The organism is Anabaenopsis elenkinii CCIBt3563, from assembly GCF_015245355.1.
GTDB lineage: Bacteria > Cyanobacteriota > Cyanobacteriia > Cyanobacteriales > Nostocaceae > Anabaenopsis > Anabaenopsis elenkinii.
The window spans coordinates 4303998-4330086 of sequence record NZ_CP063311.1 but is presented as its reverse complement, the minus strand read 5'-3'; the positions used below and the strand labels follow the sequence as shown (position 1 = coordinate 4330086).

The following is a 26089-nucleotide window of genomic DNA, read 5'->3' as shown; positions in this document are numbered from 1 at the left end:
CTGTATCACTACTCAAACTGACTCAGAATATAGGTAACATTAACGCCTAACTTTTGTCCTAATTTCAGTAATTGACGACATTGATAATTTTCTTCTGTATTATTCAAGGTCGTCAGATATAAAGGTTCAATTTGACTGGATAGACAGCTAAAATATAGCTCCTGGGACTTGTCCAAAGAAACGTTGATATTCAGCTGATAGCTGGCATCAATCAACCTTTCTAAAGATTGGATTTGGGTGGCGAAACTGCCATTGACATCGTGTAATAATCGCCACAGTAACCGCATGATCAGTTGTTCTAGAATTTGCTTACCTTCGGGAATATTTAACCGACAGTGCAAATTCTGAGCTTCAGTCGCGATCGCTTCTAATTCTACAATGTGATTTAAACTTAATACTGGGTCTGTGATCTCTTGCTCAAGCGATCGCAGTATGACCATACAGCGTGCGCCCAAAGCAATTTCCGCGGCTACCTGTAACTCTTGGGGTACTTCTAACTCATCCCGGTGGCAGGCCATCAATAATCCATAATTATCCCGATACACCTGGGTATAAAGTTGGTCTAACCGTGTTAGTGTTTCCTGACTCAGAAGGCGCATAATCCGGTGACGTTCTTCGGCAAAGAGATTCTGGAGGCTAAATGTTTCTTCTCTAAATAGCTGGGTCATCACCAAGATACTGTGGGCAGCACTCCCCTGTTTTAAAGAGGTAAACAGCTTTTCTTTCAACTGACTGTACTCACGTCTACCGGTAAATAATTGGGTACAGCAGTGGAAATCCCAGCCGCCCAAATGCAGCACAGCAAATACTAAACTTTCACTTTCCCAGGTAACTTCTGACACCAGCTTTAAATTTCCTACCGCCAAGGTCAAGGAACCCATACGTTGCAGCTGGTAATCAATCTCATCAAGACTGTAGCAATAAATGCGCTTTTGGGTAGATTTTTGATTAGCAAACAGAGAACTAATAGCATAGTGTGCTGTGACTTGCTTGACACTCACTTGGGCAGTTTGCACCATTTGGCGATAAAGTGACCCACCATCTGGGAAAACATCCACATTACTGGGGGCTAAAGATAGGCGTTTGATGAAAGCTTTCTCTAACTGTACACCAGCCACATCCCCAGCCAACTCCAAAGCACGGGAAGCATAACGGAGAATTTGCGTCCCTTCTGGGCGAGAAATTTCTTCAAAAAACCAGCCGCAACTAGTAAACATCAGTAAAGCGTGACGCTGCATTTCTAACAAGCGCAAAGCATCAACCTGTTCTGCGGGGGTGAGTTTGTGGGTTTGATGGCGAGACAGGAAACTGTTCACATTAGCCACAGAGCGATCGCGGATCACCTGAATATATTCATCCCGTGCTAACCAGGGATCATTGAATAGCCGCCGGCCATGTTTCTCATAGACATCAATTAACTGATCCCGCAGCCAATTTAAAGCATCCCGCAAGGGTCGCCGCCATTTTTGATGCCACACACCACCTTCACCACCACAACCACAGTCATCTTGCCATCTATCCACCCCGTGGGCGCAACTCCAGGCTGTGGCGGGTTTAATTTCCACCTCCCAAGTGGGAGTATTGAGGCTGAGATAGTGAGCAAAGTTGGTGACAGTCCAATGGCGCTGAGGAAATTCTCCAATAAAGGCGTAGGCTAAAGTTTTTTCAGTACCTTTCTTATGGTGTCCGAAGGTTTCCCCATCTGTAGCTACAGAAATTAATTGTGCTGGTCGGTGATCCCCACGTATTGCTGAACCGATACGTCCGGCAAAATGACTAGAACTATAAACCACATCACTAAAGCCCATATCCCGGGAAATAGGGCCATCGTAGAAAAAGATATCAATGTAAGGGCGGGATTGGGGATCAGTATCCCTGCTTCCCTGTAAATAGCAGCGATAGGGGCGGGTGGGATCAATTTGACTACCCCCAACTTCTTGCCATTGGGGATGAGGATCATCCCGTGTGGGTAGGGGGCGACAACGTTGGGCTTGGGATGGTGCAAGGATAATAAACTTGATATCTTCAGCTACTAACGCTTCTAAGGTGGCATAGTCTACCGCTGTTTCTGCTAGCCACATACCTTCGGGATCGCGGCCAAAGCGTGAGCGAAAATCTGCTTTACCCCAGCGGATTTGGGTGTATTTATCCCGTTCATTGGCCAGAGGCATAATTATATGATTGTATACCTGGGCGATCGCATTGCCATGACCCTGCAAGCGTTGACAGCTTTTGGTGTCTGCTTCCAAAATTCGCTGATAAACCTCAAAATCGTGGCGTTCTAGCCACGACATCAGGGTTGCTCCAATATTAAAGCTGAAATATTCGTAATTATTCACAATCTCGACTATTTCCCCCTGGTCATTAAAGACCCTGGCGAAAGCATTAGGGCGATAGCATTCCCAGTGAATGCGTTCATTCCAATCATGGAAGGGTGACGCACTCGGTTGACGTTCAATTGCTTCTAAATAAGGGTTTTCCCGTGGGGGCTGATAAAAATGGCCATGCACCGTTACATAAACACCAGTCGCCTGTTTGAGCGGGTCTATCTGCTTGTTCTCATGAACAGTCGGGTGTGATGTCAGGGTTACGCCGGGTTTAACTGGTCTTTCAGCAGCAGAAGTCATGTATATTCATCTCCATAAAAAACTTACACTTGCGCCGAATACGGGTATTTAAACCTTTAAACAGAGGTTTCTATCCAGAATCCGGTATATAATAAAACTATGATTATATGGTTCGGCCAATTCTCCCAAAAACTGTTTCACTACAGTAACAAATCTGCGTTAACCCACAGACATCAGGGTTTTTGATCAGCAGTGTCAGTCAAATATTGCACGGTCTACTTATCTAGTCAGAATGATATTGTCGCTCAACTCCAGACTTTTATGGCTATTTTCCCTACAAAATTTTACAAACTCTCCATCAATTACAACTTTATTTTACATATCCGCCTTGAGTCTAGAGACAGTACAATCTGCAACAATACTGTAAACTAAGAAACCTAACTGCACAAGGTGATATTAACTTATCTTATTATATATACGTATTTCAAAAGATGCCTATTTGATTCCTCAAAATTTCACGAGGGAATAGTCAGTAAAAAAAAATTTATCCATGACCATGATCTGACTAATTCACTAGTATCATTACGGTTGAAATTCTTTGAGGAATATAAAGCCTTTTTCAGGCTAATGAAGTACACATCAATTGCCTGTTCCCTAGTTCCCTGAAACTAAACAACTTTGTACCTCACGAGCATGGGAAATGCTATATTTGAGGAATATATTATTTGTTTACTCGCTGCAATAACTGAAAATTTGATCAGGGGTTGAAAAAAACAAACTCAGAATATATAGTCACCTAATAAACCAGAAATGTTGAATGTCTTTACAAAACTTTACATAATTCTGTATAGTAGTCTTATCAAGGGTGAAAATGTCAACATAGCATAATATCTTCCATCCAATGGACGTAACTGATTTGTTGACACATACAGGCTTGGAGATAGCGAAATTTATCTAATAACTTATCACCCCATTCTTTAGGAATAGAGACGAGTCCTAAAATTAGATAAGCGATGAGACTTGCATACAGTTGAATCGCAATACCATTCACATTTTTAGTAATTAATTTATCCAGCTTCAAGTGCATCTTTAAGAACTTCCATAACAGTTCGACTCCCCATCGACAGCGATAAATATCCCGGATATCTTCATCTGTCACTGGTGCTTCTCCATCGGCTGGTAAATTAGTAACCAACCGGAATTCTACTTCAGTTTCTAAGTCACAAAAATTAATCACTCTATAAGCTTTAGCATCTTTAGCTGAACCAATTTTTACTAGTCCAGTTTCTGAATCAGGCTCTAGTTTCCAATTATTTTTTATTCGTAAAACAAAATACTTACTAGCTTGGTTTAATTCGTCGATAAAATTTAATCCGGCGAAGCCCCTATCCATTACTCCAACAGCATCTGCTGGCAATTTAGACATCATTTTTGAGCCAAACTTATAATCATGTTTATGCCCAAAATTGATGAAATTATCCTCTGGAATTCCCGTGGCAAGATTGAGAGAACTAAAAAGCTTTACTTGGTGATGACCTAACACCCATAGTAATTTACTTGTCAATGTGATGACGGTTGAATCAATTGGACATATTGCGTATTTATTATGTAACTTCTTCTGGGCTTTTTTCTGAATTAATTGATTTAATTGCTGATATATTTTTTGGAATGGTTCTTGGCTTCGATGTGTGTTGGCTTTGGAGAATGTGCCAATATTCACGCTAAACCCTGTATGATTTAATCTTTTAAATAAATCCCGCATACTCGTTAAGCTATTATCCAGTGCATAAGCTAGCCAACACTCCACGAACAGACGGCTATTCAATACCGGATAATCGTTTTTTGGTAATGGGCTGAGGATGTCTTTGACAATCTTCGGAAATGAATTTATAATCGTCATTAAACAATACCTTTTAGATAGCTAGCCCAAATTTTAATATATTTTGGGCAATTTTTATACCCTCTTTCTTAACATTCAACACTTGTGCTAATAAACATACAAATAATCTCCGTTTCAATATAATGGGTTAGTCCTGAATCATCTGACTTTCTCAAATGTATCTTGAATTGACATTCCGTGATTATCTCCCAGTGTCTCAAAGTCTCCAGGGTTTTTGCTGACTTGCTGCTTTTAGTAACCAGAAAACCGACTTTATTGATCAGATACTATGTGATATTCTCCAGGTTTGATGATCCCCGTGCTGAATCAGGCTAGTGAGGCTTAATTTTCTATGGTTTGCCCAAGAGAGGTTTTACATCCTTCTCACCTGAGTTAGTGCACCAGACCATTAATTTACCAAAAATTCACAAAAAAACTTACTTAACCATAAGATTATATCAGGTTATACTAATAAAGTGAAAATTATTTAAGTAATTTTGTTGAGTTTAACTAAGCTTAAATGAAATTTAGGCTTGCATAATCAGTGAAATATGAGATTATTTATAATTAATAGTTGCCAAAAGAATATTACAGAGATTTTGGTAATTTTTCCGTATTAATAATTCCGGACTAACAACAGGTTTGTTTGTCAAGTGAGAAATTAAATGATTACTAAAATGAACAACGATGAGCGAAATTGGCCTGCTAATGACGAGTATATTAAGCGTCAGACAATTATCTTCACAGCAAAGATTACCGAATGTGCAACCATTGCAGATAGAAAGTAGCTCGGAGCATTTAAGGAATAATGTAAGTAAATTAGTTAACGATCACTCTCAAATCACGCCACCGGAATTTATCCCCACAGATGCAATTTCTCAAACCACCTCATCTGCCCCCCACCTAGCTCAACAAAAACTGCTCGCCTCAATCACAACTAGCCAAAGGAATCACCAGACTAAGGCAGCTACTAAGGACAATAGTATCACAGTAGCAGCAGTTTCATCTAGTTTCACTGGCCAATCTCTACCGACTTTGCGTTTTGGTACTTCAGGTACTGCGGTGAGAGTTCTACAAAGATTGTTAGTTTCTAAAGGCTACGCAATTCGAGTTGATGGGTCTTTTGGTCCACTGACAGAAACAGCTGTCAAAGCCTTTCAGAACCAGCGGAGATTAGGGATAGATGGAATAGTGGGGCCAGTAACTTGGCAACAGTTGACAATGTAGTTATTGATCTAAGACACTAAAATGCATGTGGCAATAAATATTGCCCATAATACAGCAGGAAATTACAGCGATTTTCAACTGACTGTAAGTAGTATGGTGACACCGCTATCTATGATCAGATGTTTAGTCAGCAGTGGTCGCAACTGCCTGTACGCGTAAGTGATCTAATTACAACTTCAAATATACTGAGTGATTTATGCTAACATTACGTTTTGGTAATTCAGGTCTTGTGGTGAGAGTTTTACAGCGGTTGTTAGTTTCTCAAGGCTATAGGACGCGAGTGGATGGAAATTTTGGGGCGCTGACTGAGGTAGCTGTCAAGGCTTTTCAGAGCCAGCGCCAACTCAAAGTAGATGGAATAGTCGGACCAATAACTTGGGAACAGTTGACTAATTAAACTTCTAGCGATGCTGATGCTGCGCTAATAACTCTTGTGCTTTGGGTTTGTAAATTAAATAGAATAAAGCCTCAAGATAACGCAACAAATCCTCGCGGTTTTCCTTGGAGGTAAAGTTCCAAAAACCATAAATCCTGGCTAGGGATAACAACTTAGTGGTATGGATTTTCCAGGTATATGTACTTAAGACCCGGTTGATTGCTTGTCGGGAAACGGCATCCCAATATTCAGGGGTTTGATTACATTTGGTGACAAAGGAGAGGATTTTGGCGGCTGTCTCTTCTAAGTTTGTAGGGTTAATGTAAAACCCATTGACTTGATCTTGAATAATTTCCAGAGGTCCACCAAATTGGGTAGCAAAAGTTGGTAGTCCTGAAACCATGGCTTCTAAGATGGTTAAACCAAAGGCTTCAAATAAAGCAGGTTGAATAAATATCCCTTGGCGATCGCCGATCACACGGTAAATCTCACCGGAATCAGATTTGGATAGGCGTACACCTAACCAGCGGATTTTCCCATAGAGGTTATACTGTTCAATGATCTGATAGAGTTTAATTATCTCGTCTCGTTCTTCGTTGTCGTCTGACTCTTCTACACGCAACTTACCCGCCACTAGGATTAAGTTACAATGCTCCTGTAATTCTGGGGACTGACCATAACATTCTGCTAAACCTGTGAGGTTTTTAATCCGGTCAAGACGGGCCATAGAAAACAGGGGGCGCTTTTGAGGATCATCTAGTTTGCCAAAAATTTGGTTAGAGTCCTCCAGGGTAAACAGCATTTGAGCAATTCGCTGGCGATCGCTTTCCACTCGGTCTTGAGTGCGGGAGTAGGGGAAATAATAACTCTCATTCACCCCCGGAGGTACAACATTAAACTTAGGACTAAATAATTCAATGCCGTTAACTACGTGGTATAACTCCGGCATAGTGAAGCACTTGTAAGACTCATACTGTCCCACGCTATCGGGTGTACCAACAATTTCTTGGTAAGTACTGCTGACAACGAAATTGGCGGCGTTCATGGCAATCAAATCAGCGGTAAATTGTAGGGAGAAATGGTATTTATCCTCCAATTCTTCCCAGTAGAGATTACTAAATAAGTATTTAGACTTTTCCAAGGCGTGGGCGATGTTGCACTGAGTCACATTCATGCGCCGTGCTAGGAGAAACGCCACCAAATTACCATCGGAGTAGTTACCCACAATTAAGTCAGGTCTACCCTGAAATTCTGCCAACAGTTCTTTTTCTGAGTCAAGAGCAAAAGTTTCGAGATAAGGCCAGAATTCAAATCGAGAAATCCAGTTTTGGGTCATATTGGGATTAAATTCCCGCACAGGTACGCGCAAAATCCAGGCGTTCTCTGTACCGTGAACTTTTTCTAGCCTTTGATTGCATAGTGTACCGTCGCTATTAGGTATTAGCCGGGTGAGAATAATTACTTTTGGTTCGACGTTCAACCCCCCTAAACCTGCTAGCTCCATGTCTTCTTGTAGTTGTTTTTCCAGGTTCTTGGCTTGGTCGAGGACATAAACTACTTGTCCCCCAGTATCGGGACGACCTAAAACACCTTCTTGACCGAACCAACCATGAGCGGATACGAGGACGATTCTAAAAATCATCGGGATGCGAGAGATGAAAGCTTCGATGGTCTGAGGGTCAGGAGAATCAATTAATTCATCTAAAATATCCAGGGTATCACGGACTCGCCCGGCTGTATTACCCCAACCCGGTTCAAAACCCATCATCTGCAATTCAAAGCGGAATTCTTCATAGGGTTGATCTTTAGTCCGCTCGCTGACGAAGGTGATGGCTTTTTTTACTTGGTCAGAAAGTTGCTGCTGAGTCTTAATGCGCTGATTAATTAACAGCTGCACACCGTTATACTGGTGGAGGCGCAAGAAATTCAATAAGCTGTCCAGCAATTGTTTTGAGTCTTGAAATAATTTGCTGGATAGATAGCGGTTGAGGAATTGTACACCCTTACCAATATTTTTCGGGTCGCGGATGACTGGGGTGTAATCGTAAAACGGGCCAAAGTCTAATTCTAGTAGATCACCCTCTAGGGGGTGATATTTATTCACGAAGCGATCGCGCAAGTCTAGCAGTTCCTGTACTGACATCGGCTCAAAATTTAAATCCTCTGTGAGCCGATAAACTTCTTGACGAGCAATTTTAGGACGAATGATCAAGCACAGGTTGCAATCTTCTTGAATAATTTCCTGAGTATAGTAGATGAGTTTCCCTAAGCGGGAAGAAGCCGCGGTAGTTTCTGACTTCTCAGACTTAGAGCAATAATCCTTAAATACATTCAGGATATCGTTACGCAGTAAGTATTTTTGTTCTTGCTGGCGTAACTGACTCAAAAAGGAACGCAAGTCGCTTTTTTCTTCACTATCTAAGATTGCTTGGATCAATTCAGACATGATAAACCTCAGATTGAATTTGCATTTAACACGTCGCTCTTTGACATATCAACACAAAAAACCAACACAGACGGATTCTCTATCTATCTGTGTTTTTCTACTTATGAGCAGGCAAATTGCTTTGTCTTTTTCTTTACTCAGAATATATGCTACTCAGTGTTATTTCACTCTAACTCAAGTTAGACAATTTTGGGGGAGATTCCCTAGGTTTCTTATGACAAGTTCTCCAGCACTCTAGACTGTTGATTGTACTCTCTGGTAAAATAGGGCGAACGATGGGACTCGAACCCACGAATGGTGGTACCACAAACCACTGCCTTAACCACTTGGCTACGCTCGCCATTGTATTGTGATTATAACACGATGATCAGAAAATGATCAAGACCTTTTTTTAGAGGGGCGGATTTTCTCAATTTCCAGTGGAATGACTATAGCGAGTTTAACCCAGAAACCATGAAAGCACTGACAACTATCGGATGTTCGGGAGTTCTAGGACTATTAGCCTTGGGGGTAGCAATGGCTATGACCAATCCTTCCCAGGCTGCATATGAAGAGTATGCCACACAACGGCTGACAGAATATTTAAAGGTGGACGTTTGCCAGAAAACCAGCAATTTTTTAGAAAATTTAATCAAGTCTCAATGTGACAATCTGGTAGATCAAACTATTCCCCAAATGCGGGATATCCTCGCACGGAGTACCCAAAAGCAGGATTTTGTCATTTTTAGTGTTTACCGGACTGATTTAAAAATCAGTTCCTGGATACCGTTATATAAATTTGAAACCGTAGGAGCTTTTAATAGCTTTTATACTTATACTGCCAAGCCGCAATAATTATGATGTCTGCATATTTACTGGTATCCCATGGTAGTCGTGACCCCCGCCCCCAAGTGGCTATGGAGGAATTAGGACAGTTGGTATCTGCGCAACTGGGTAATGGTAAACATTTGGTAGGTATAGCTGCTCTGGAATTACAACCCCAACCTTTATATCAGCAGATTCAAGACTTTGCTGGTGTTGCTTTGAGGGAGGGGGTTAAGTCTTTAGAAATTGTCCCAGTGTTTCTGTTACCGGGTGTCCATGTGATGGCGGATATTCCGGAGCAGATTGCTTTGGCACAACAGGCTCTGGGTGAAGATATAATTATTCATCAGCACCCCCATTTAGGTAGTCACGGGGATTTAGTTACTTTGCTATCCCAGCAAATGGCGACAATCCCAGCAGAAACTACAATTTTATTAGCCCATGGTAGCCGTCGTCCTGGTTCCCTAGAGCCTATAGAAACCATAGCGGCCCAGTTGGGTGCAGTTACTGCTTATTGGGCTGTGGCTCCTAGTTTAGAATCACGTATCCAGGCTTTAGTGGCTGCAGGACAGACAAAAGTGGCAATTCTACCCTACTTTTTATTTACAGGTGGCATAACTGATGCGATCGCTCTGTCTATAGAAAGGCTAAAATTACAATTTCCTACTGTGACTTTCCAACTGGCTGCGCCTTTGGGAGCAAGTCGAGAATTAGCTGAGATAATTGGGGATTTATTGACATCTCCCCTGGTTGAAACACAGGGGATTCTAAACTGATGTTGCTACGCAGGCCCAAGCCATGCTGTGCAACGTTTACAACGTGATTTACTTAATCTAATAGATTAAGTAAATTACTTTGTTTTGGGTCTGTCAAGAACCCCTACCCACCTTGGCTAAAGGTATATTTAGCTGTGTGGCTACTTAAGGAAAGCATCTTTTGGGTTTTTCACCATATTTGTGGATGCTTTTTTATCCTAACTAATCAGAAATGCTTTGTAAATACCTGTTAAAGTTTTTTTGTAAGGATACGACAGGATAAATCCTGTTGAGTCACGTTTCATCCCCTCGCTAAAGCGTAGGGGTTCTCACTCTCCCACTATATTTTAATAGATACATGAGCCGCACGGTGACGGGTAAGGTTTATTTATTAGGTGCGGGTCCAGGAGACCCAGGACTAATGACCCTCAAGGGTAAGGGTTTATTAGAATCTGCTGATGTGGTGATTTATGATGCTTTGGTTAGTCCAGAGATTTTAGACATGATTAACCCCCAAGCGGAGAAAATCAACGCAGGTAAGCGCATGGGGAGACATTCGTTACTACAGTCAGAAACTACCCAGTTGTTAATTACCAAAGCTCAAGAATACCCCCTAGTTGTGCGACTCAAGGGCGGTGACCCTTTTATCTTCGGTCGTGGGGGGGAGGAAATGGCGGATTTAGTGGCTGCTGGTATACCTGTGGAGGTTGTGCCGGGTATTACATCGGGTGTGGCGGCTCCTGCCTATGCTGGTATACCTTTAACCCATAGGTTATATAGTTCTTCTGTAACTTTCGTTACGGGACATGAATCAGTGGATAAGTATAAGCCAGAGGTAAATTGGCAGGCGATCGCCCAAGGTTCACAAACTATTGTGATTTACATGGGGGTTCAGAATCTGCCTTATATTGTGGAACAATTAAGCCAAGCTGGGCTAGATTGTGCAACACCCATTGCTTTAGTGCGTTGGGGGACACGACCAGAACAACAAGAATTGATTGGAACCTTAGAAACTATTATTGCCCAAGTTACAGCCACTGGATTTACCGCCCCGGCGATCGCTGTGATTGGTGCAGTTGTCAATATGCACAGTATTTTATCTGGCTGCTCTCCTGTGTAATTCTACAGTAAAAGCTGAGTTCCCAAACCATGACTACCTTTTCCCCCCAAACTCTGACAATTGATGGATTTCTGAAACTTCCCTGTGTAGAGGAATCCCCAGCATGGGAATACATGGACGGGGAAGCCATGCAAAAACCAATGCCAAAAACTCGCCACTCTATTTTACAAAAGCGCCTGTTAACTGAAGTTGATAGTCATAGCCAAGCATATACGGCCTTACCTGAACTGCGCTGTACTTTCGCCGGGCGATCTATTGTTCCTGATATCGCTGTAATTGCTTGGGCGCGAATTGCAGTCAACGAAGTGGGAGAAGCGGAGGATAATTTTACAGCACCCCCTGATTGGTCTATTGAAATTCTTTCCCCTGATCAGAAGGCGAATCGGGTTATTGATAATCTTTTACATTGTTTAAAACATGGTTGTCAGTTAGGGTGGATGGTTGATCCAGATGATTATTCTGTCCTGATTTTGACCCCAGACCAACAACCTCAGATTTGTAGAGGAGCTTCCCCCCTACAAGTTTTAGCAGGAGTCGATTTAAACCTGACATCAGAGCAAGTTTTTACCTGGTTGAAAATTAATCAGCGCTCATCCTGAAACCAGAAAATCCAGTCCCCTCCTCTTATAAGGAGGTTGAGGGAGGGGTGGGCTTTTTTACCTACCCTAAAAAGTTATTTTATGTAAAAATATTTAGTTAATTTATTAAGTTCCATCACCTTTAAGTACAACAATTTTAACTATAAAGTTCACCTAAAGTTTACCTCAATATGCTTATACTTATATAATCAGTAGAGTGCTGGTAACAGATATACTCCTGAGTATTGAGAGGTAACCCGATGAAAATTGACCAGCTACAAGAAGATGTAATTGTGCGTGGTTCCATCTTTCCAGAACCAGTACAGGTGTTGTCCGTGAAAACAATGGGGACAGCAGTTAAACTCACGGGTAAAGGACTCAAAACTAATCAGGTTTATCAACCCATACTCAACGCTGAACAGTTGGAACAGTTACAAGCTACACCGGAAAGAGAACCCTTTGATGGTAACGCCCAGTATTTTCGGTTCGGTGTGGAAGCTCTACGTTTGGGGTTAGCTTACGAATATGATCCTTATTTTGCCTTGGCGATCGCCCGGGTAGACCCCCTCCCCCATCAATTAGAGGCGGTTTATGAGTATTTTTTAAAACAGCCAAGGCTGCGGTTTTTACTGGCGGATGACCCCGGAGCGGGTAAAACCATTATGGCGGGGTTGCTGCTCAAAGAATTAAAAGCTAGGGGACTGGTGAAACGTACCCTAATTATTACACCCGCCAACCTGACATTTCAATGGCAACGAGAACTAAAAGACAAATTTCGCGAAGAATTTGAGGTAATCCGGGGTGATGTCCTGCGGGCTAATTATGGTTCTAATCCTTGGCAAGACAAAAGTCAAGTGATTACTTCTGTATCTTGGGTTTCTCGCATTCAAGATGCGAAAGATAGTTTATTAAGAAGTAACTGGGATTTAATTATTGTGGATGAAGCACATAAAATGAGTGCTTACAGTTCCGATAATAAAACTTTAGCCTATAAACTGGGTGAACAACTCTCCCAAATTACCGACCACTATTTATTAATGACCGCTACCCCCCACAAGGGCGACCCAAAAAACTTTTGTTTATTCCTAGAATTATTAGATAGAGATGTGTATGGGGATGTGCAAAGTTTACAAGCTGCAATTGATCAAAATCATGCTCCTTTTTACCTGCGTCGTACCAAAGAATCTTTAAAAACATTTCCCGATGCAGAAACCGGTATTGTTAAAAAATTATTCACTAATCGCAAAGTTGATACCATTGAGTTTCAAATTGACGCGGAAGAATTAGAATTTTATCATGCTCTGACAGACTATGTAGAAGACCAATCAATCAAAGCTGCAACCGATGATACAGCTAAAGGTAGAGCATTAGGTTTTACCATGGCGATGTTACAACGTCGCTTTGCTTCTAGTATTTACGCTGTGCGGCGCAGTTTAGAACGAATGCGCGATAAACGCCAAAGAATTTTAGAAGATCCAGAAGCCCATCGTCAAGAGCAAATTAAGAAAAAGCTTCCCGATGACTTTAATGATTTAACAGACACAGAACAGGAAAAAATTATGGGGGATTTAGAAGGTGTGGTAGCTTCTATTGACCCCATTGCATTACAAAGGGAAATCTTACAATTAACTGCTTTAATTCATCAAGCCTTGAGCTTAGAAAAACGGGAAGTAGAATCTAAATTAGTCAAACTCAAAGAAGTAATTACCCAGGAGGGAATTTTTCAAGACCCTAAGATGAAAATGCTCATTTTTACTGAGCATAAGGACACCTTAGATTATCTAGTGGGGAAATTACAAGCTTGGGGTTTATCCGTGACCCAAATTCATGGAACAATGAAAATAGGCGATCGAGATACACCCAACACTCGCATCTATTCCGAACGGAAATTTAAAGAAGAGTGTCAGGTACTAGTAGCGACGGAAGCAGCGGGAGAAGGAATTAATTTACAATTCTGCTGGTTCATGATTAATTATGATATCCCCTGGAATCCCGTCAGGTTAGAGCAGCGGATGGGACGTATTCACCGCTACGGCCAGGATAAAGATTGTTTAATTTTTAACTTTGTCGCTATTAATACCACTGAAGGTAAGGTACTATGGAAGCTGTTTGAGCGGATTCGCGCCATTGAAAGGGATTTAGACCCGGAAAGAACCGGTAAAGTATTTAACGTCCTAGGGGATGTTTTCCCCGCCAATGAGTTAGAAAAGATGATCCGGGATATGTACGCCCATAACCTCACTGAGTCGGCAATTCTGAATCGGATTGTAGAACAAGTAGATACAGAACATTTCCGTAAAATTAGCGATTCTGCCTTGGAAGGATTAGCCAGACGGGAATTAAATCTGTCACAAATTATCAGTAAATCTGCTGAAGCTAAGGAACGGCGATTAGTCCCCGAAGTCATCCATGATTTCTTTGTCCAAGCAGCATTCATAGCGGGGATTCATCCCAAGGAAACAGGGAAGGGTAAGAAAATATATAAAATTGGGCGGGTTCCGCGCACCTTGTGGGGAACGGGAGATAAATTAGAAACTCGCTTTGGTAAATTGGGGCGAGAGTATAAAAAGATTACCTTTGATAAACATATCTTGACAGATGACCCCACCTTAGAATGGGTCACCCCAGGACATCCCCTATTTGAATGTGTGCGGGAGGAAGTTGCTACCAAAGTACAGGAACACCAGCACCGCGGTGCAGTATTTTTTGATTTACATCGTCACACCCCAGGGAGGTTAGATGTATTTTCCGCCGGGATTAGTGATGGACGGGGTAATAAACTCCATGAACGTTTATATGTAGTCCAGACAGAGTTAGATGGAAAAATCACCATCCGTCAACCAACCATATTTTTAGATTTAGTATCTAGTACCAGTGGAGAAGGTGAGGACAATGGTAACTGGGTTAATTCCATACCAGATGACAGTAACTTACCCAGTCGCGAACAGGTAGAACAAGCATTAGTTGAACAAGAATTAAATAGCTTTTTAACAGAAATTCGCACCGAAAGACAAAAGGAAGTCAAGACAATTTCCCAGCATATAGAAATTAGTCTGAATGTGATTATCAATAAAGTCCAGATTCAATATGCAGAGTTGTTTGAACTTAAGGAATCTGGCTCTAAAGAACAGGGATTAGAAGGACGAATTAAACAATTAGAAGACCGACTATTTGAATTAAATGGTCGATTAGAACAACGTCGGGAAGAATTGCAAAAAGAAGCCAGTTGTACCATTACTAGTATTAATCATCATGGGCGAGCTTGGGTGTTACCCCATCCCCAAAGAACATCCCCAGAAATTGCGCCCATGGTTGCTGATGAGCAAATTGAAAAAATTGCCATTCAAGCAGTGATAGAATATGAACAAGCTAGAGGTTGGGAGGTTGTGAGTGTGGAAGCAGAAAACCGGGGTTTTGATTTAATCTCCCGTCAACCAGACTCTGGCGACCCTTTAAAAGCTAGTGAAGTGAGGTTTATTGAAGTTAAGGGACGGGGGAATATTGGCCAAGTCGCCTTGACTACAAATGAATATAAAACTGCGGAAAGATTACAGCATGATTATTGGTTATATGTGGTGTTTAATTGTGCGTCTTCTCCTAGGGTGGTGACTATTAAAAACCCTGTGCGCTTGGGTTGGGAACCTTTAATTAAAATTGAGCATTTTTATTTGAAAGCAGAGGAGATTTTAGGAGATATCATATAAGATATGGGCAAGATTAACACCAGAGATTTGCTGCAAATATCTTTGACCCCACCCTCAGAGGATGTTTGATAAGTCATGATTAGTGTATCAACTATTGTTTCACCCCACCCTAACCCTCCCCTTGTAAGGCTATTCATTACTCACATCTTTCTTAACAATCTTGAAACATTTATGTGGCAATGGTTTCAACGCTTGAAAATTTCCCTACTCTTGACAAAATGTACCTTATTGTTCTTGATAAAACCCTTATTTTATTGAGAATCATCAACGGAGGATTAAGGTTTGGGGGTTTGCGAGCGATCGCTCTCACGAATGTTAAGAAAGATCCGGGTAATGGATAGCCTTGTAAGGGGAGGGAACTGGATTTTATTGTTTTTTGTGCGTTCCCCATTCCCCATTCCCTATTCCCTATTCCCTATCCCCCATTCCCTGTTCCCTGTTCCCTAATATAAAAATTACCTGTTTAACACTTTCCAAACATCCTCTGTTAATTACTTTGAAGCTAGACCCAGCGCGGATGCAGTTAATTTCAGGGTTTGTGGATGTCTATCTCAATTTGAATGGGACCGAAGAGGAATTATTTCAGGTGACGGCGAATAATATGGGATTATTACAGGAGGAAAAATATATGGAAATTGTCACCAGTTGGGAACGCAAAGCTCGCCAAGAAGGTATTCAGGAAGGTGTTCAGCAAGGTATTCAGCAAGGTGTTCAGGAAGCACAGGAAACCATCGCCATTAATTTACTCCGCAGGGGTATGGGTGCAGAAGAAACTAGAGAAATTACAGGTTTAAGTTTAGAGCGGGTGCGGGAGTTACAAGGGCGCTTATCACAGGATAATTGAAAGGATGTTTTAAAATTTATGTTCAGTGTATTAAATATTGTTTGACCCCACCCAGTTCTCTCTATTCAAGAGGGAACTGGATTTTGTACTTCCCTTTTTATCCGGTGTTCCCTAAGAGGATGTTTTAAAAGGTATGATTAGTGTATCAAGTATTGTTTCACCCCACCCTCACCCTCCCCTTGTAAGAGGAGGGGACTAGATTTGATTGTTTCCGATGTTTCCCTGTTTTAAGGAGAAAGTAAATGTCTGCAAGAGAACGATTAATCAATGAAATATCTCAAACACCTGATATTTTAATCAAAGAAGTTTTAGACTTCCTGTTATTTATTAAATACCGGTCAAATCAAGAAATAGTGAAGAAAGATAATTCTCATAATTCTGATTTACCATCTTTGTTAAATTTCATAGATCAAATCAATTCTGAAACACCCACAGGAGATAATCTACAGCTACCAAGGGATTTATCAAAAAATCTAGATCACTATTTATATGGTGCATCTAAAGAAGAATTATGAGAAAAATATTTGCTGATACAGGCTATTGGATTGCTTTACTCAATCCTGATGATGATTTACATCAAAAAGCTAAAGAAATAGCAAATCGTATCAATAATATTGACCTGGTGACCAGTGAGATGGTATTTACTGAATTACTAAATGCCTTTTCTGCAAAAGGTGTTTTTTATAAACAAAAGGTGGTTAAGTTTATTAATTACTGCTTTGATAATCCTGAGATTGAAGTAGTTATACAAACAGATAACCTCTTTAAACGTGGGCTGGAGTTGTATAGTCAAAGGCTAGATCAAGCATGGAGTATGACAGATTGTACATCATTTTGTATTATGTCTGAAAAAAATATATTAGAAGCACTTGCCTATGATAAACATTTTGAACAAGCTGGGTTTATTTCTTTATTACGTTAAAGGATGTTTGATAAGTCATGATTAGTGTATCAACTATTGTTTCACCCCACCCTAACCCTCCCCTTGTAAGGGGAGGGGACTGGATTTTATTGTTTTATGCTATACCTAATTTATCCTGAATAAATCTATGAAATTACGAACCACTACCCAGAATATCAAAATCCTTAAAGCCTACTATACCCCAGAAGAATATTTAGAACTAGAAGCGAAAGCTGATGATAAAAATGAATTTCGAGATGGGGAAATTATAGCGATGACTGGGGGGACTACTAATCATAATAAATTGGCGTTAAATCTCGCCACTAGGTTAAATTTAGCTTTAGATGATTTGAACTATGAAGTTTATATTGGTGATGTCAAGTTGTGGATACCACAGTATAGACAGTTTACCTATCCTGATGTGATGGTTGTTGAGGGTGAACCTGTTTATTACAGCACAAATACTACAACGGTGACAAATCCTTTATTAATTGCTGAGGTTTTATCGAAATCTACCAAAGATTATGACCAGGGGGATAAGTTTCTCTATTATCGCTCAATTCCTGAGTTGAAAGAATATATTTTAATTGACCAGAGTCAATATTATGTGATGCAATATGTCAAGACTGGTGAACATCAATGGATATTGACTGAGTATAAAACAGAAAATGCTCAGTTAAATCTGTCAACAGTTAAGTTACAATTGTCTGTGCAGCAATTATATAAAAAAGTTAATTTCACCGAAAATATAGATTTATAGTTGATTGCTCCGCCTATACCTCCCGGATTTTCTAAATAATGCCATACCCTAAACGCCTGATTGAGGTTGACCTACCTATTAAACGCATTTCCGCCCACGCTAGAAGAGAGAAATCAATCCGCCATGGACATATTTCTACTTTACATATTTGGTGGGCGCGGCGACCTTTGGCGGCTTGTCGGGCTGTTCTTTGTGCGGCGTTATGGCCTGATCCGGTTGATGTAAACTGTCCCCAGTCCTTTCGCGATTTAGCTACCCAATATATTCATAATTTTGCTGTGAAAGCAGCCACAGATGAGAAGTTATCTAAACATTGTTCTACTGAAGTTTGGAGTAAATGGGGAATATTAGCTCAATCAGAATCTCAGTTAGATGTTAACAGTCCTCAAGATTGGAATATATTAAGAAATAGCTTGCTTGATTTTATTGCAGACTTTGCTAACTGGGATAATTCTACCCAAGTTGATTATTTAGAAACCAGTCGTCAGTTAACCCAAGCAGCACACGAAGCTTTAGGGGGGATACCAGGAACTAAACCCTTAGTGGTTGACCCTTTTGCTGGGGGTGGTTCCATCCCACTGGAAGCACTGCGGGTGGGTGGGGATGCTTTCGCCTCTGATATTAACCCCGTGGCGGTGTTGTTAAATAAGGTGGTGTTGGAATATATCCCTAAATATGGGCAAAAGTTAGCGGATGAGGTGCGCCATTGGGGACAGTGGGTAAAGGAAGCAGCAGAAACAGAATTAGGTCAATTTTATCCCCAAGATGCCGATGGTAGTACCCCCATTGCCTATTTATGGGCTAGGACTATTATTTGTGAAGGTCCAGGATGTGGGGCGGAAGTTCCCTTAATGCGGTCTTTGTATCTGTGTAAAAAGAGTAATCGCAATATTGGTTTAAGGATCATTCCCCAACCGCAACAGAAGCGGGTAGAGTTTGAAATTATCCAGAAGGATAAAAATAAATGGGTAGTCGCTGATAACCCAGAAATAGAGGTCACAAACCCTAGTTTTGATGGGACGGTGAAAAGAGGTTCCGCTACTTGTCCTTGTTGTGGGTATACTACCCCTGTAGCGTCGGTGCGTAAACAGTTTAAAGCCCGTCGGGGAGGGGCGAATGATGCACGGTTGTTTTGTGTGGTGACTACGAAGGAAGGTACTAAGGGGCGATTTTATCGGTTACCCAATCAGCAGGATTTAGACGCTGTGGTAAAGGCTGGTGTTGAGTTACAAAGGCGGGTGAAAGAGCATTCTGGGGATTTGAGTTTAATTCCTGATGAACCTACTCCACCTCAAGGTAGAAGCTTTCGTCTAGAATCTTACGGAATAGATAAATTTGGAGATTTATTTACTCATCGGCAAAGTTTAGCTTTAACTACTTTGGTGAAGTTGGTTAAAGATGTGGGAGAAAAGTTAGCAGATAGGGAAGATAAAGGTTTGGCTGAGGCTGTGCAAACTTGTTTAGTATTAACAGTTGATAAACTTGCTGATTTTGGTAATTCTTTAACTAGGTGGGGAAATGATGATCAAGGAATTACAGCATTATTTAGTAGACAAGCAATACCAATGGTATGGGATTTTGCAGAATCTAATTTAATATTTAGTAATTCTTGGAGTTGGAGTTGGGGGCGTTTAATAGTTGATAAAGTTTTTCAATATATTTTAGGTTCATATAATTCTTCTGGTAATGTAAGCTTAATTCCTGCAAATAACCATATCTTACCAGATGATTTTGCTCAAGCATTAATGGCAGATCCTCCATACTATGACAGTATTGAATATTCTGATTTATCGGACTTTTTTTATGTGTGGTTGAAACGTACATTACCTAAAACTATTAGCCTTAATTTTAAAAATGAATTAACACCAAAAGAAGAAGAATGTATTGTAAATCCCAGCAGAGGCAAAGATAAAGCCTATTTTGAACAGCAAATGCAAAAAGCTATGGCGGAAGGAAACCGATTTTTAGCACCGGAAGGTATAGCTGTAATTGTCTTTGCTCATAAATCAACTGCTGGGTGGGAAGCCCAACTACAAGCCATGGTAGATGCAGGTTGGACTATAACTGGTTCCTGGCCTATAGATACAGAAATGGGAAATAGGATGAATGCAATGGGAACAGCAGCCCTTGCTTCCTCAGTCCATATAGTCTGTCGTCCCCGCACCTGTGAGGAAATTGGCGACTGGCGAGATGTCCTGGAAGAACTCCCCCAACGCATACATGATTGGATGGGTAGATTAGCAGGGGAAGGGGTAGTGGGTGCTGATGCTATCTTTGCGTGTCTAGGCCCAGCTTTAGAAATCTTCTCTCGCTACTCCGGGGTAGAAAAGGCTTCTGGTGAAATTGTCACCCTGAAGGAATATCTAGAATATGTGTGGGCGGCGGTATCAAGGGAAGCCCTAAGTATGATTTTCTCTGACACCGATACCACTGACTTTGAAGAAGATGCGCGCCTTACCGCCATGTGGTTGTGGACTCTTTCCGCAGGTAAAGTTGATACCACAGAACCGGAGGAGGAGGAAGAGGAGGAAACCAGCAGCAAAACCAGTAAAACCAGCGGTTATACCCTAGAGTATGACGCAGCGCGGAAAATAGCCCAAGGACTGGGGGTAAAGTTAGAACAATTAACCCGGTTAGTGGAGATTAAAGGTAGTAGCGCCCGACTGTTACCAGTTTCAGAACGTAGACAATATTTACTTGCTTCCCCCGGTTCCCCCACCCCAACCACAGGTAAAACCAAAGGGAAAAAGAAACAACCCGAACAACTAGACCTATTAACCCAAATGGGTATGACAGAGGAAGATGGCGGGGAGGAAGATACACAAACATTACCCCAGATAGGAAATACTACTTTAGACCAAATTCACCAAACTATGATTTTATTTGCAGCTGGACGCAGCGAAGCATTGAAAAGCTTTTTAGTTGATGAAGGTGTCGGTGGTGACTCCCGTTTTTGGGGACTTGCTCAGGCGCTATCGGCATTATACCCCGTTAGTTCAGAGGAAAAACGCTGGGTAGATGGGGTATTAGCCAGAAAGAAAGGATTAGGGTTTTAGAGGGTCAACAGTCACCCGTCACCCGTCACCCGTCAACAGTTAACACCCACAGCAGCCAGGGGTTAAAAACCCCTGTCTGAAAGCTAAAGTCGGATAAATCTGACTAGAAGATCATGTATTTGATGATCTTGACCAAAGGCGAAGCGCTGCTGTTATAGGCGATCGCCCTGGGTTGAAAAATTCCCTTTGATGCTACAGGGGGAGCCGGGGGTTAGAAACCCCCGTCTCAAAGCTAAAGTCAGATAAATCTGACTAGAAGATCATGTATTTGATGATCTTGACCAAAGGCGATCGCCATTCTCTATACCCCCCTCCCTTTACAAGGGGAGGGGTTGGGGGTGGGGTCAAACCTCATCCGACCATCTGCGAAAGGCGATCGCTGCTGTTATAGGCGATCGCCCCCTCTGAAAGCTCCTATTACCACTTCCGGGGTTGAAAATTCGGCTCATTTAAAATCACCACATCATCACCGCACAGACCCAAAACAAACAAACCTTAACCATAAGCATAATCACGTACCTCATTAGTAACCACCATCCCCGCCACTGACTGGGGGTGTTGACTCTGGTGGCCAATATCATAGTCAGAAGTCGGGGATATGAGTAGTCAACAGTTAACACCGAGTCGGATTCATCCGACTTAAGCTATGAGACAGGGGTTTCTAACCCCTGGCTCCCCGTGCTCCTAGCTCTTAAACCCTGACCCGTCAACCGCCAACAATCATAGAAGTTATAATCAAATCAACCTATACCTAAACTTTTATGACTAAATGGTTTAACACCGCTGGCCCTTGTAAGCCAAATATTCACTATACCCTACCCACCAGTGAACGGTTACCAGAGTTAAAACGCTTGATTGAGCAAGAGAATTACTTTGTCATCCATGCACCCAGACAAACCGGTAAAACTACTGCCATGCTCACCCTAGCACAGGAATTAACAGCTAGTGGTAAGTACACCGCCGTCTTACTATCCTTAGAAGTGGGCGCAGTATTTCCCCATGACCCCCTGGCGGCGCAAAGTAGTATTTTAAATCACTGGCAGAATCAGATCCGGTTTTTGAAGTTACCCTTACCACATATTAATCAAATTAAGGAAGAAACGGGAATTACCCAGTTAGATTTACAAACAGTTCTCAGTATTTGGGCTGGTAGTTCTCCCCATCCCCTGGTAGTATTTTTAGATGAAATTGACGCTTTAAGTGATGAAACTCTCATGTCTGTACTGCGACAATTACGCTCCGGTTATCCCAGTCGTCCCCAGGGTTTCCCCCAATGTGTAGCCTTAATTGGGATGCGGGATGTCCGTGATTACAAGGTAGCTTCTGGTGGTAGTGACAGGTTAAATACCTCTAGCCCCTTTAATATCAAGGTAGAATCTATAACTTTAAATAATTTTACGTTGGAAGAGGTAAAAATTCTATACGAACAACACACCCAAGCCACGGGGCAAATTTTCACCCCCGAAGCCATTCACCACGCCTACTATTTAACCCAGGGTCAACCTTGGTTAGTTAATGCGATCGCCCGTCAAGTTACGGAGTATTTAGCAGAAGATGTGAATATCCCCATCACGGTAGATTTAATCAATCAAGCCAAAGATATCTTAATTCAAAGGCAAGACACCCACCTAGATAGTTTAGCAGAACGACTGCGAGAAGATAGGGTAAAAGCAATCATAGAACCCATCTTAGCTGGGGAAGAATTACCCAACACCCCGGAAGACGATCGCCGTTATCTGTTAGATTTAGGCTTAGTGATTCGCAGTAAAGAGGGTGGGTTAAAGGTAGCTAACCCCATTTATCAAGAGGTCATCCCCAAGGTGTTATCCCAGGGAACTCAAGATAGTTTACCGATGATTCAACCCACCTGGTTAACATATACTGGCAAACTGGATGCAATAGCATTGTTAAATTCATTCTTAGACTTTTGGCGACAACATGGGGAACCATTATTTAAAAGTACCCCTTACCCAGAAATAGCCCCCCACTTAGTATTAATGGCATTTTTACACCGTGTGGTTAATGGTGGTGGGAGCTTAGAACGGGAATACGCCATAGGCTCCGGGAGGATGGATATATGTTTAAGGTATGGGGATGTGGTCTTAGGGATGGAATTAAAGGTATGGAAGCATGGTAAACCCGACCCCTTACCCCAAGGATTAATACAACTAGATAAATATTTATCAGGACTCAATCTAGATACAGGATGGTTAGTAATATTTGACCGTCGCCCGGATTTACCCCCCATCAGCGATCGCACTACTACGGAAATAGCCCGCAGTCCCCAGGGAAGAAATATCACAGTCATTCGGGGGTAGGTTTGGATTTGTTGACTGTTGACTGTTGACTGTTACCCGTAGGAAAATTGTATAATATTATTTATGCTACTTTAAGGTAAGAGCTAGTATTGATTTGATTGTTTCCCCCCTGATCAGGGGAGTAAGAAGTTATGATTAGTGTATCAAATATTGTTTGACCCCACCCTAACCCTCCCCTCAAGAGAGGAGGGGACTGGATTTGATTGTTTCTCCCTCTTCCCCCGGAAAAACTTATAAAACAACTTGTAAAATTATGGCAAATATTAAACCTTGGTATAAAATCGATGGACTTACACCCCGGGAAGACCTACGGGAAGGTAAACCCTTAGATGCTGCGGAATTTGCAGTACATTTAGACCAGGTGAGGAATAAAACAGCACCTGATGATTATCAACAACCAGCTAGATTTTTTGACCGTACCTATTTAACTAAATATTTAACTGAGTTTGCAGCCCAAGTTGTGCGGCGTTTATCTGGGGAAAAAACCCAAACCTCTGCTGTTTTCAACCTTTCTACCCAATTCGGTGGCGGTAAAACCCACGCCCTCACCTTATTATATCACCTGGCCCGGGGTGGGGCTGATGCGGAACATTGGACTGGGGTAAAAAAAATCTTACAAGCAGCAGGTGTACCCTCCGTTCCCCCAGCAGCAGTAGCTGTATTTGTGGGGACTGAATTTGATTCTATTAATGGACGTGGTGGCCAGGATGGTACACCATTACGCAAAACACCATGGGGAGAAATTGCCTATCAGTTAGGTGGTGAGTCTGCACTAGCTATATTGGCACAACACGAAGGGGAATTTATCGAACCCAAGGGGGATGTGATTAAACAATTTCTGCCTAAAGATCGACCCTGTTTGATTTTAATGGATGAAGTTCTTAATTATGCGAGTACTTACCGTCGTAAGGGTTATCATAACAGCTTATACAATTTTATTCAAGCATTGTCGGAAACTGCCAGAGGTTTAGATAATGTGGTGTTAGTGGTTTCTATTCCCGCTTCGGAAATGGAATACACCGCTGACGATGAGGGAGACCAACAAAGATTAAAGAAAATGCTGGATAGGGTGGGTAAACCCATCATGATGTCAGCAGCAGAGGAAACCTCAGAAATTATTAGAAGAAGATTGTTTGAGTGGGATAGCCGGGCTGTGACTACGGATGGTAGAATTATCTTACCCAAGGATGCGGTGAATACTTGTAATGAATATGCTGATTGGGTATTAGACCACCGTCAACAATTACCTAGCTGGTTTCCGGTAGATGCTCCGCGAGAGGCTTTTTATGCTACCTATCCTTTTCACCCTTGTGTATTATCAGTATTTGAGCGTAAATGGCAAGTTTTACCCCGGTTCCAACGCACTAGGGGAATTTTAAGACTCCTAGCTTTGTGGGTATCTCATGCTTATCAAAAAGGATATCAAGGCTCACACCGTGACGGGTTAATTACTTTAGGGACTGCTCCCCTGGATGACCCAAATTTCCGTACAGCACTGTTGGAACAATTAGGGGAAAGTAGATTAGAAGGGATTGTGACTACGGATATTTGTGGGAGGAAGGATTCCCATGGGGTGCGTTTGGATGCAGAAGCTGATGAGCAAATTAGAAAAGCACGACTACACCAGAAGGTAACAACCACCATATTTTTTGAGTCTAATGGTGGCATTATGCGGGCTGAGTCTACTGTACCAGAAATTCGGTTAGCTGTGGCAGAACCATCTTTAGATATTGGAAATGTGGAAACTGTGCTGGAAAGTCTGGCGACCAGTTGTTATTATCTGTCAATAGAGCAAAATAGGTATTCTTTTAGTCTCTCACCTAATTTAAATAAAATTCTCGCCGACCGTCGCGCTAATATTCAAACTTCCCGAATCACCGACAGGGTAAAAGCAGAAGTTAAAAAGGTGTTTACCCCGGAATTGGGTATAGAGTTGGTGCAATTTCCCGAAAGTTCCGCCGCGATCGCCAATAGTCCTGTTTTACGTTTAGTTATATTAGCACCAGAATATTCTCGGCAAAATACCCAAACCATGGAAATGGTGAAATCTATGACTAAGGAGTGTGGGACATCCCATAGAACCTTTAAGAGTGGGATCATTTGGGCGATCGCTGATAATGATGGGAAAATGCGAGAAGAAGCCAGAAAGATTCTCGCTTGGGAGGATATACGGGAGGAGGAGACACAATTAGATGAAAATCAAACCCGTCAGTTACAAGAAAATCTCAAAAAATGCGAGGTGAATTTAAAAGAGTGTGTGTGGAATGCTTATAAGTATGTGGCTTTATTAGATAAAAATAACCAAATCCGTGTAATTGATTTGGGACAGGTTAACTCTAGTCAAGCGGATAAACTAGTTAAGTTAATTATTAATAAGTTACGTCAAAGTGACGATATAATTGATACCATCAATCCCCGCTTTTTAGTCAGAAATTGGCCCCCAGCTTTCACAGAATGGAGTACTAAAGCGCTTCGGGATGCTTTTTTTGCTTCCCCGGTATTTCCCCGACTGTTAAATAGTGATGGTCTCAAAGATGCGATCGCCCGTGGGGTTCAAAATGGGACTTTAGCCTATGTGGGTAAAACCAGTAATGGTATTTACGACCCGTTCCNAGGCGATCGCCATTCTCTATACCCCCCTCCCTTTACAAGGGGAGGGGTTGGGGGTGGGGTCAAACCTCATCCGACCATCTGCGAAAGGCGATCGCTGCTGTTATAGGCGATCGCCCCCTCTGAAAGCTCCTATTACCACTT

Annotated in this window: 16 protein-coding genes, 1 tRNA gene and 1 pseudogene; 14 read left to right on the top strand and 4 right to left on the bottom strand. The window is 41.8% G+C overall.

Annotated features, from left to right (window positions below; translation table 11 throughout):
• Positions 1-8: 8 nt before the first annotated feature.
• Both IM676_RS18880 and IM676_RS18875 read right to left on the bottom strand, forming a co-directional pair.
• A complete protein-coding gene (locus IM676_RS18880) occupies positions 9-2627 on the bottom strand; it encodes a DUF3536 domain-containing protein (RefSeq protein ID WP_200988293.1) in 2619 nt (872 codons plus the stop codon).
• Between the two features lie 814 nt (positions 2628-3441).
• The gene (locus IM676_RS18875) at positions 3442-4467 is read right to left on the bottom strand and encodes an IS4 family transposase (protein WP_200988292.1); all 1026 of its coding nucleotides are present in this window, start codon (positions 4465-4467) and stop codon (positions 3442-3444) included.
• Positions 4468-5154: 687 nt separating this feature from the next.
• Between IM676_RS18875 and IM676_RS18870 the strand changes: the two genes are divergently transcribed.
• Both IM676_RS18870 and IM676_RS18865 read left to right on the top strand, forming a co-directional pair.
• A complete protein-coding gene (locus tag IM676_RS18870) occupies positions 5155-5673 on the top strand; it encodes a peptidoglycan-binding domain-containing protein (protein ID WP_225880405.1) in 519 nt (172 codons plus the stop codon).
• A 202-nt stretch (positions 5674-5875) separates the two neighbouring features.
• Positions 5876-6070: pseudogene (locus IM676_RS18865) on the top strand (peptidoglycan-binding domain-containing protein); the annotation flags it as partial.
• Positions 6071-6074: 4 nt separating this feature from the next.
• Here the strand turns inward: IM676_RS18865 and IM676_RS18860 are convergent.
• Together IM676_RS18860 and IM676_RS18855 are read right to left on the bottom strand one after the other, a co-directional pair.
• Positions 6075-8495 carry a sucrose synthase gene (locus IM676_RS18860; protein ID WP_200988289.1) on the bottom strand — a complete coding sequence of 807 codons (2421 nt, stop codon included), beginning with the start codon at positions 8493-8495 and terminating at the stop codon, positions 6075-6077.
• A 267-nt stretch (positions 8496-8762) separates the two neighbouring features.
• Positions 8763-8835 (bottom strand) — tRNA-His (locus IM676_RS18855).
• A gap of 113 nt (positions 8836-8948) precedes the next feature.
• Between IM676_RS18855 and IM676_RS18850 the strand changes: the two genes are divergently transcribed.
• The 12 genes from IM676_RS18850 to IM676_RS18795 all read left to right on the top strand — a co-directional run bounded on the left by IM676_RS18850 (position 8949) and on the right by IM676_RS18795 (position 26054).
• Positions 8949-9329 (top strand): DUF4359 domain-containing protein, encoded by a 381-nt coding sequence (locus IM676_RS18850; protein WP_200988288.1) that lies wholly within the window; start codon positions 8949-8951, stop codon positions 9327-9329.
• Between the two features lie 2 nt (positions 9330-9331).
• Positions 9332-10075 carry a sirohydrochlorin chelatase gene (locus IM676_RS18845; protein WP_200988287.1) on the top strand — a complete coding sequence of 248 codons (744 nt, stop codon included), beginning with the start codon at positions 9332-9334 and terminating at the stop codon, positions 10073-10075.
• 337 nt (positions 10076-10412) lie between these two features.
• Entirely contained in the window at positions 10413-11174 is a 762-nt protein-coding gene (gene cobA / locus IM676_RS18840) for a uroporphyrinogen-III C-methyltransferase (RefSeq protein ID WP_200988286.1), read from the top strand.
• 29 nt (positions 11175-11203) lie between these two features.
• Positions 11204-11773 (top strand): Uma2 family endonuclease, encoded by a 570-nt coding sequence (locus tag IM676_RS18835; protein ID WP_200988285.1) that lies wholly within the window; start codon positions 11204-11206, stop codon positions 11771-11773.
• Positions 11774-12012: 239 nt separating this feature from the next.
• Positions 12013-15456: a helicase-related protein gene (locus tag IM676_RS18830; RefSeq protein ID WP_200988284.1), complete on the top strand. Its 3444-nt coding sequence runs from the start codon at positions 12013-12015 to the stop codon at positions 15454-15456.
• Between the two features lie 496 nt (positions 15457-15952).
• Entirely contained in the window at positions 15953-16300 is a 348-nt protein-coding gene (locus IM676_RS18825) for an RpnC/YadD family protein (RefSeq protein ID WP_200988283.1), read from the top strand.
• A 242-nt stretch (positions 16301-16542) separates the two neighbouring features.
• The gene (locus IM676_RS18820) at positions 16543-16815 is read left to right on the top strand and encodes a hypothetical protein (RefSeq protein ID WP_200988282.1); all 273 of its coding nucleotides are present in this window, start codon (positions 16543-16545) and stop codon (positions 16813-16815) included.
• The gene (locus tag IM676_RS18815) at positions 16812-17222 is read left to right on the top strand and encodes a type II toxin-antitoxin system VapC family toxin (protein ID WP_200988281.1); all 411 of its coding nucleotides are present in this window, start codon (positions 16812-16814) and stop codon (positions 17220-17222) included. The genes IM676_RS18820 and IM676_RS18815 overlap by 4 nt, the downstream gene beginning before the upstream one ends.
• 127 nt (positions 17223-17349) lie before the next feature.
• Positions 17350-17961: a Uma2 family endonuclease gene (locus tag IM676_RS18810; RefSeq protein ID WP_200988280.1), complete on the top strand. Its 612-nt coding sequence runs from the start codon at positions 17350-17352 to the stop codon at positions 17959-17961.
• Positions 17962-17999: 38 nt separating this feature from the next.
• Positions 18000-21017, top strand: a complete 3018-nt coding sequence (locus IM676_RS18805) for a DUF1156 domain-containing protein (protein ID WP_225880404.1) — start codon at positions 18000-18002, stop codon at positions 21015-21017.
• 761 nt (positions 21018-21778) lie between these two features.
• Positions 21779-23335: an ATP-binding protein gene (locus tag IM676_RS18800; RefSeq protein WP_200988279.1), complete on the top strand. Its 1557-nt coding sequence runs from the start codon at positions 21779-21781 to the stop codon at positions 23333-23335.
• A gap of 253 nt (positions 23336-23588) precedes the next feature.
• Positions 23589-26054 (top strand): ATP-binding protein, encoded by a 2466-nt coding sequence (locus tag IM676_RS18795; protein WP_225880403.1) that lies wholly within the window; start codon positions 23589-23591, stop codon positions 26052-26054.
• Positions 26055-26089: the final 35 nt, after the last annotated feature.

Bases quoted from the DNA above. Each gene is read 5' to 3' on its own strand.
- IM676_RS18800 (WP_200988279.1), top strand. From the start codon at position 21,779: ATGACTAAATGGTTTAACACCGCTGGCCCTTGTAAGCCAAATATTCAC.
- IM676_RS18845 (WP_200988287.1), top strand. From the start codon at position 9,332: ATGATGTCTGCATATTTACTGGTATCCCATGGTAGTCGTGACCCCCGC.
- cobA (WP_200988286.1), top strand. From the start codon at position 10,413: ATGAGCCGCACGGTGACGGGTAAGGTTTATTTATTAGGTGCGGGTCCA.
- IM676_RS18810 (WP_200988280.1), top strand. From the start codon at position 17,350: ATGAAATTACGAACCACTACCCAGAATATCAAAATCCTTAAAGCCTAC.
- IM676_RS18835 (WP_200988285.1), top strand. From the start codon at position 11,204: ATGACTACCTTTTCCCCCCAAACTCTGACAATTGATGGATTTCTGAAA.
- IM676_RS18875 (WP_200988292.1), bottom strand. From the start codon at position 4,467: ATGACGATTATAAATTCATTTCCGAAGATTGTCAAAGACATCCTCAGC.
- IM676_RS18850 (WP_200988288.1), top strand. From the start codon at position 8,949: ATGAAAGCACTGACAACTATCGGATGTTCGGGAGTTCTAGGACTATTA.
- IM676_RS18820 (WP_200988282.1), top strand. From the start codon at position 16,543: ATGTCTGCAAGAGAACGATTAATCAATGAAATATCTCAAACACCTGAT.
- IM676_RS18805 (WP_225880404.1), top strand. From the start codon at position 18,000: ATGCCATACCCTAAACGCCTGATTGAGGTTGACCTACCTATTAAACGC.
- IM676_RS18880 (WP_200988293.1), bottom strand. From the start codon at position 2,627: ATGACTTCTGCTGCTGAAAGACCAGTTAAACCCGGCGTAACCCTGACA.
- IM676_RS18815 (WP_200988281.1), top strand. From the start codon at position 16,812: ATGAGAAAAATATTTGCTGATACAGGCTATTGGATTGCTTTACTCAAT.
- IM676_RS18870 (WP_225880405.1), top strand. From the start codon at position 5,155: ATGACGAGTATATTAAGCGTCAGACAATTATCTTCACAGCAAAGATTA.
- IM676_RS18860 (WP_200988289.1), bottom strand. From the start codon at position 8,495: ATGTCTGAATTGATCCAAGCAATCTTAGATAGTGAAGAAAAAAGCGAC.
- IM676_RS18830 (WP_200988284.1), top strand. From the start codon at position 12,013: ATGAAAATTGACCAGCTACAAGAAGATGTAATTGTGCGTGGTTCCATC.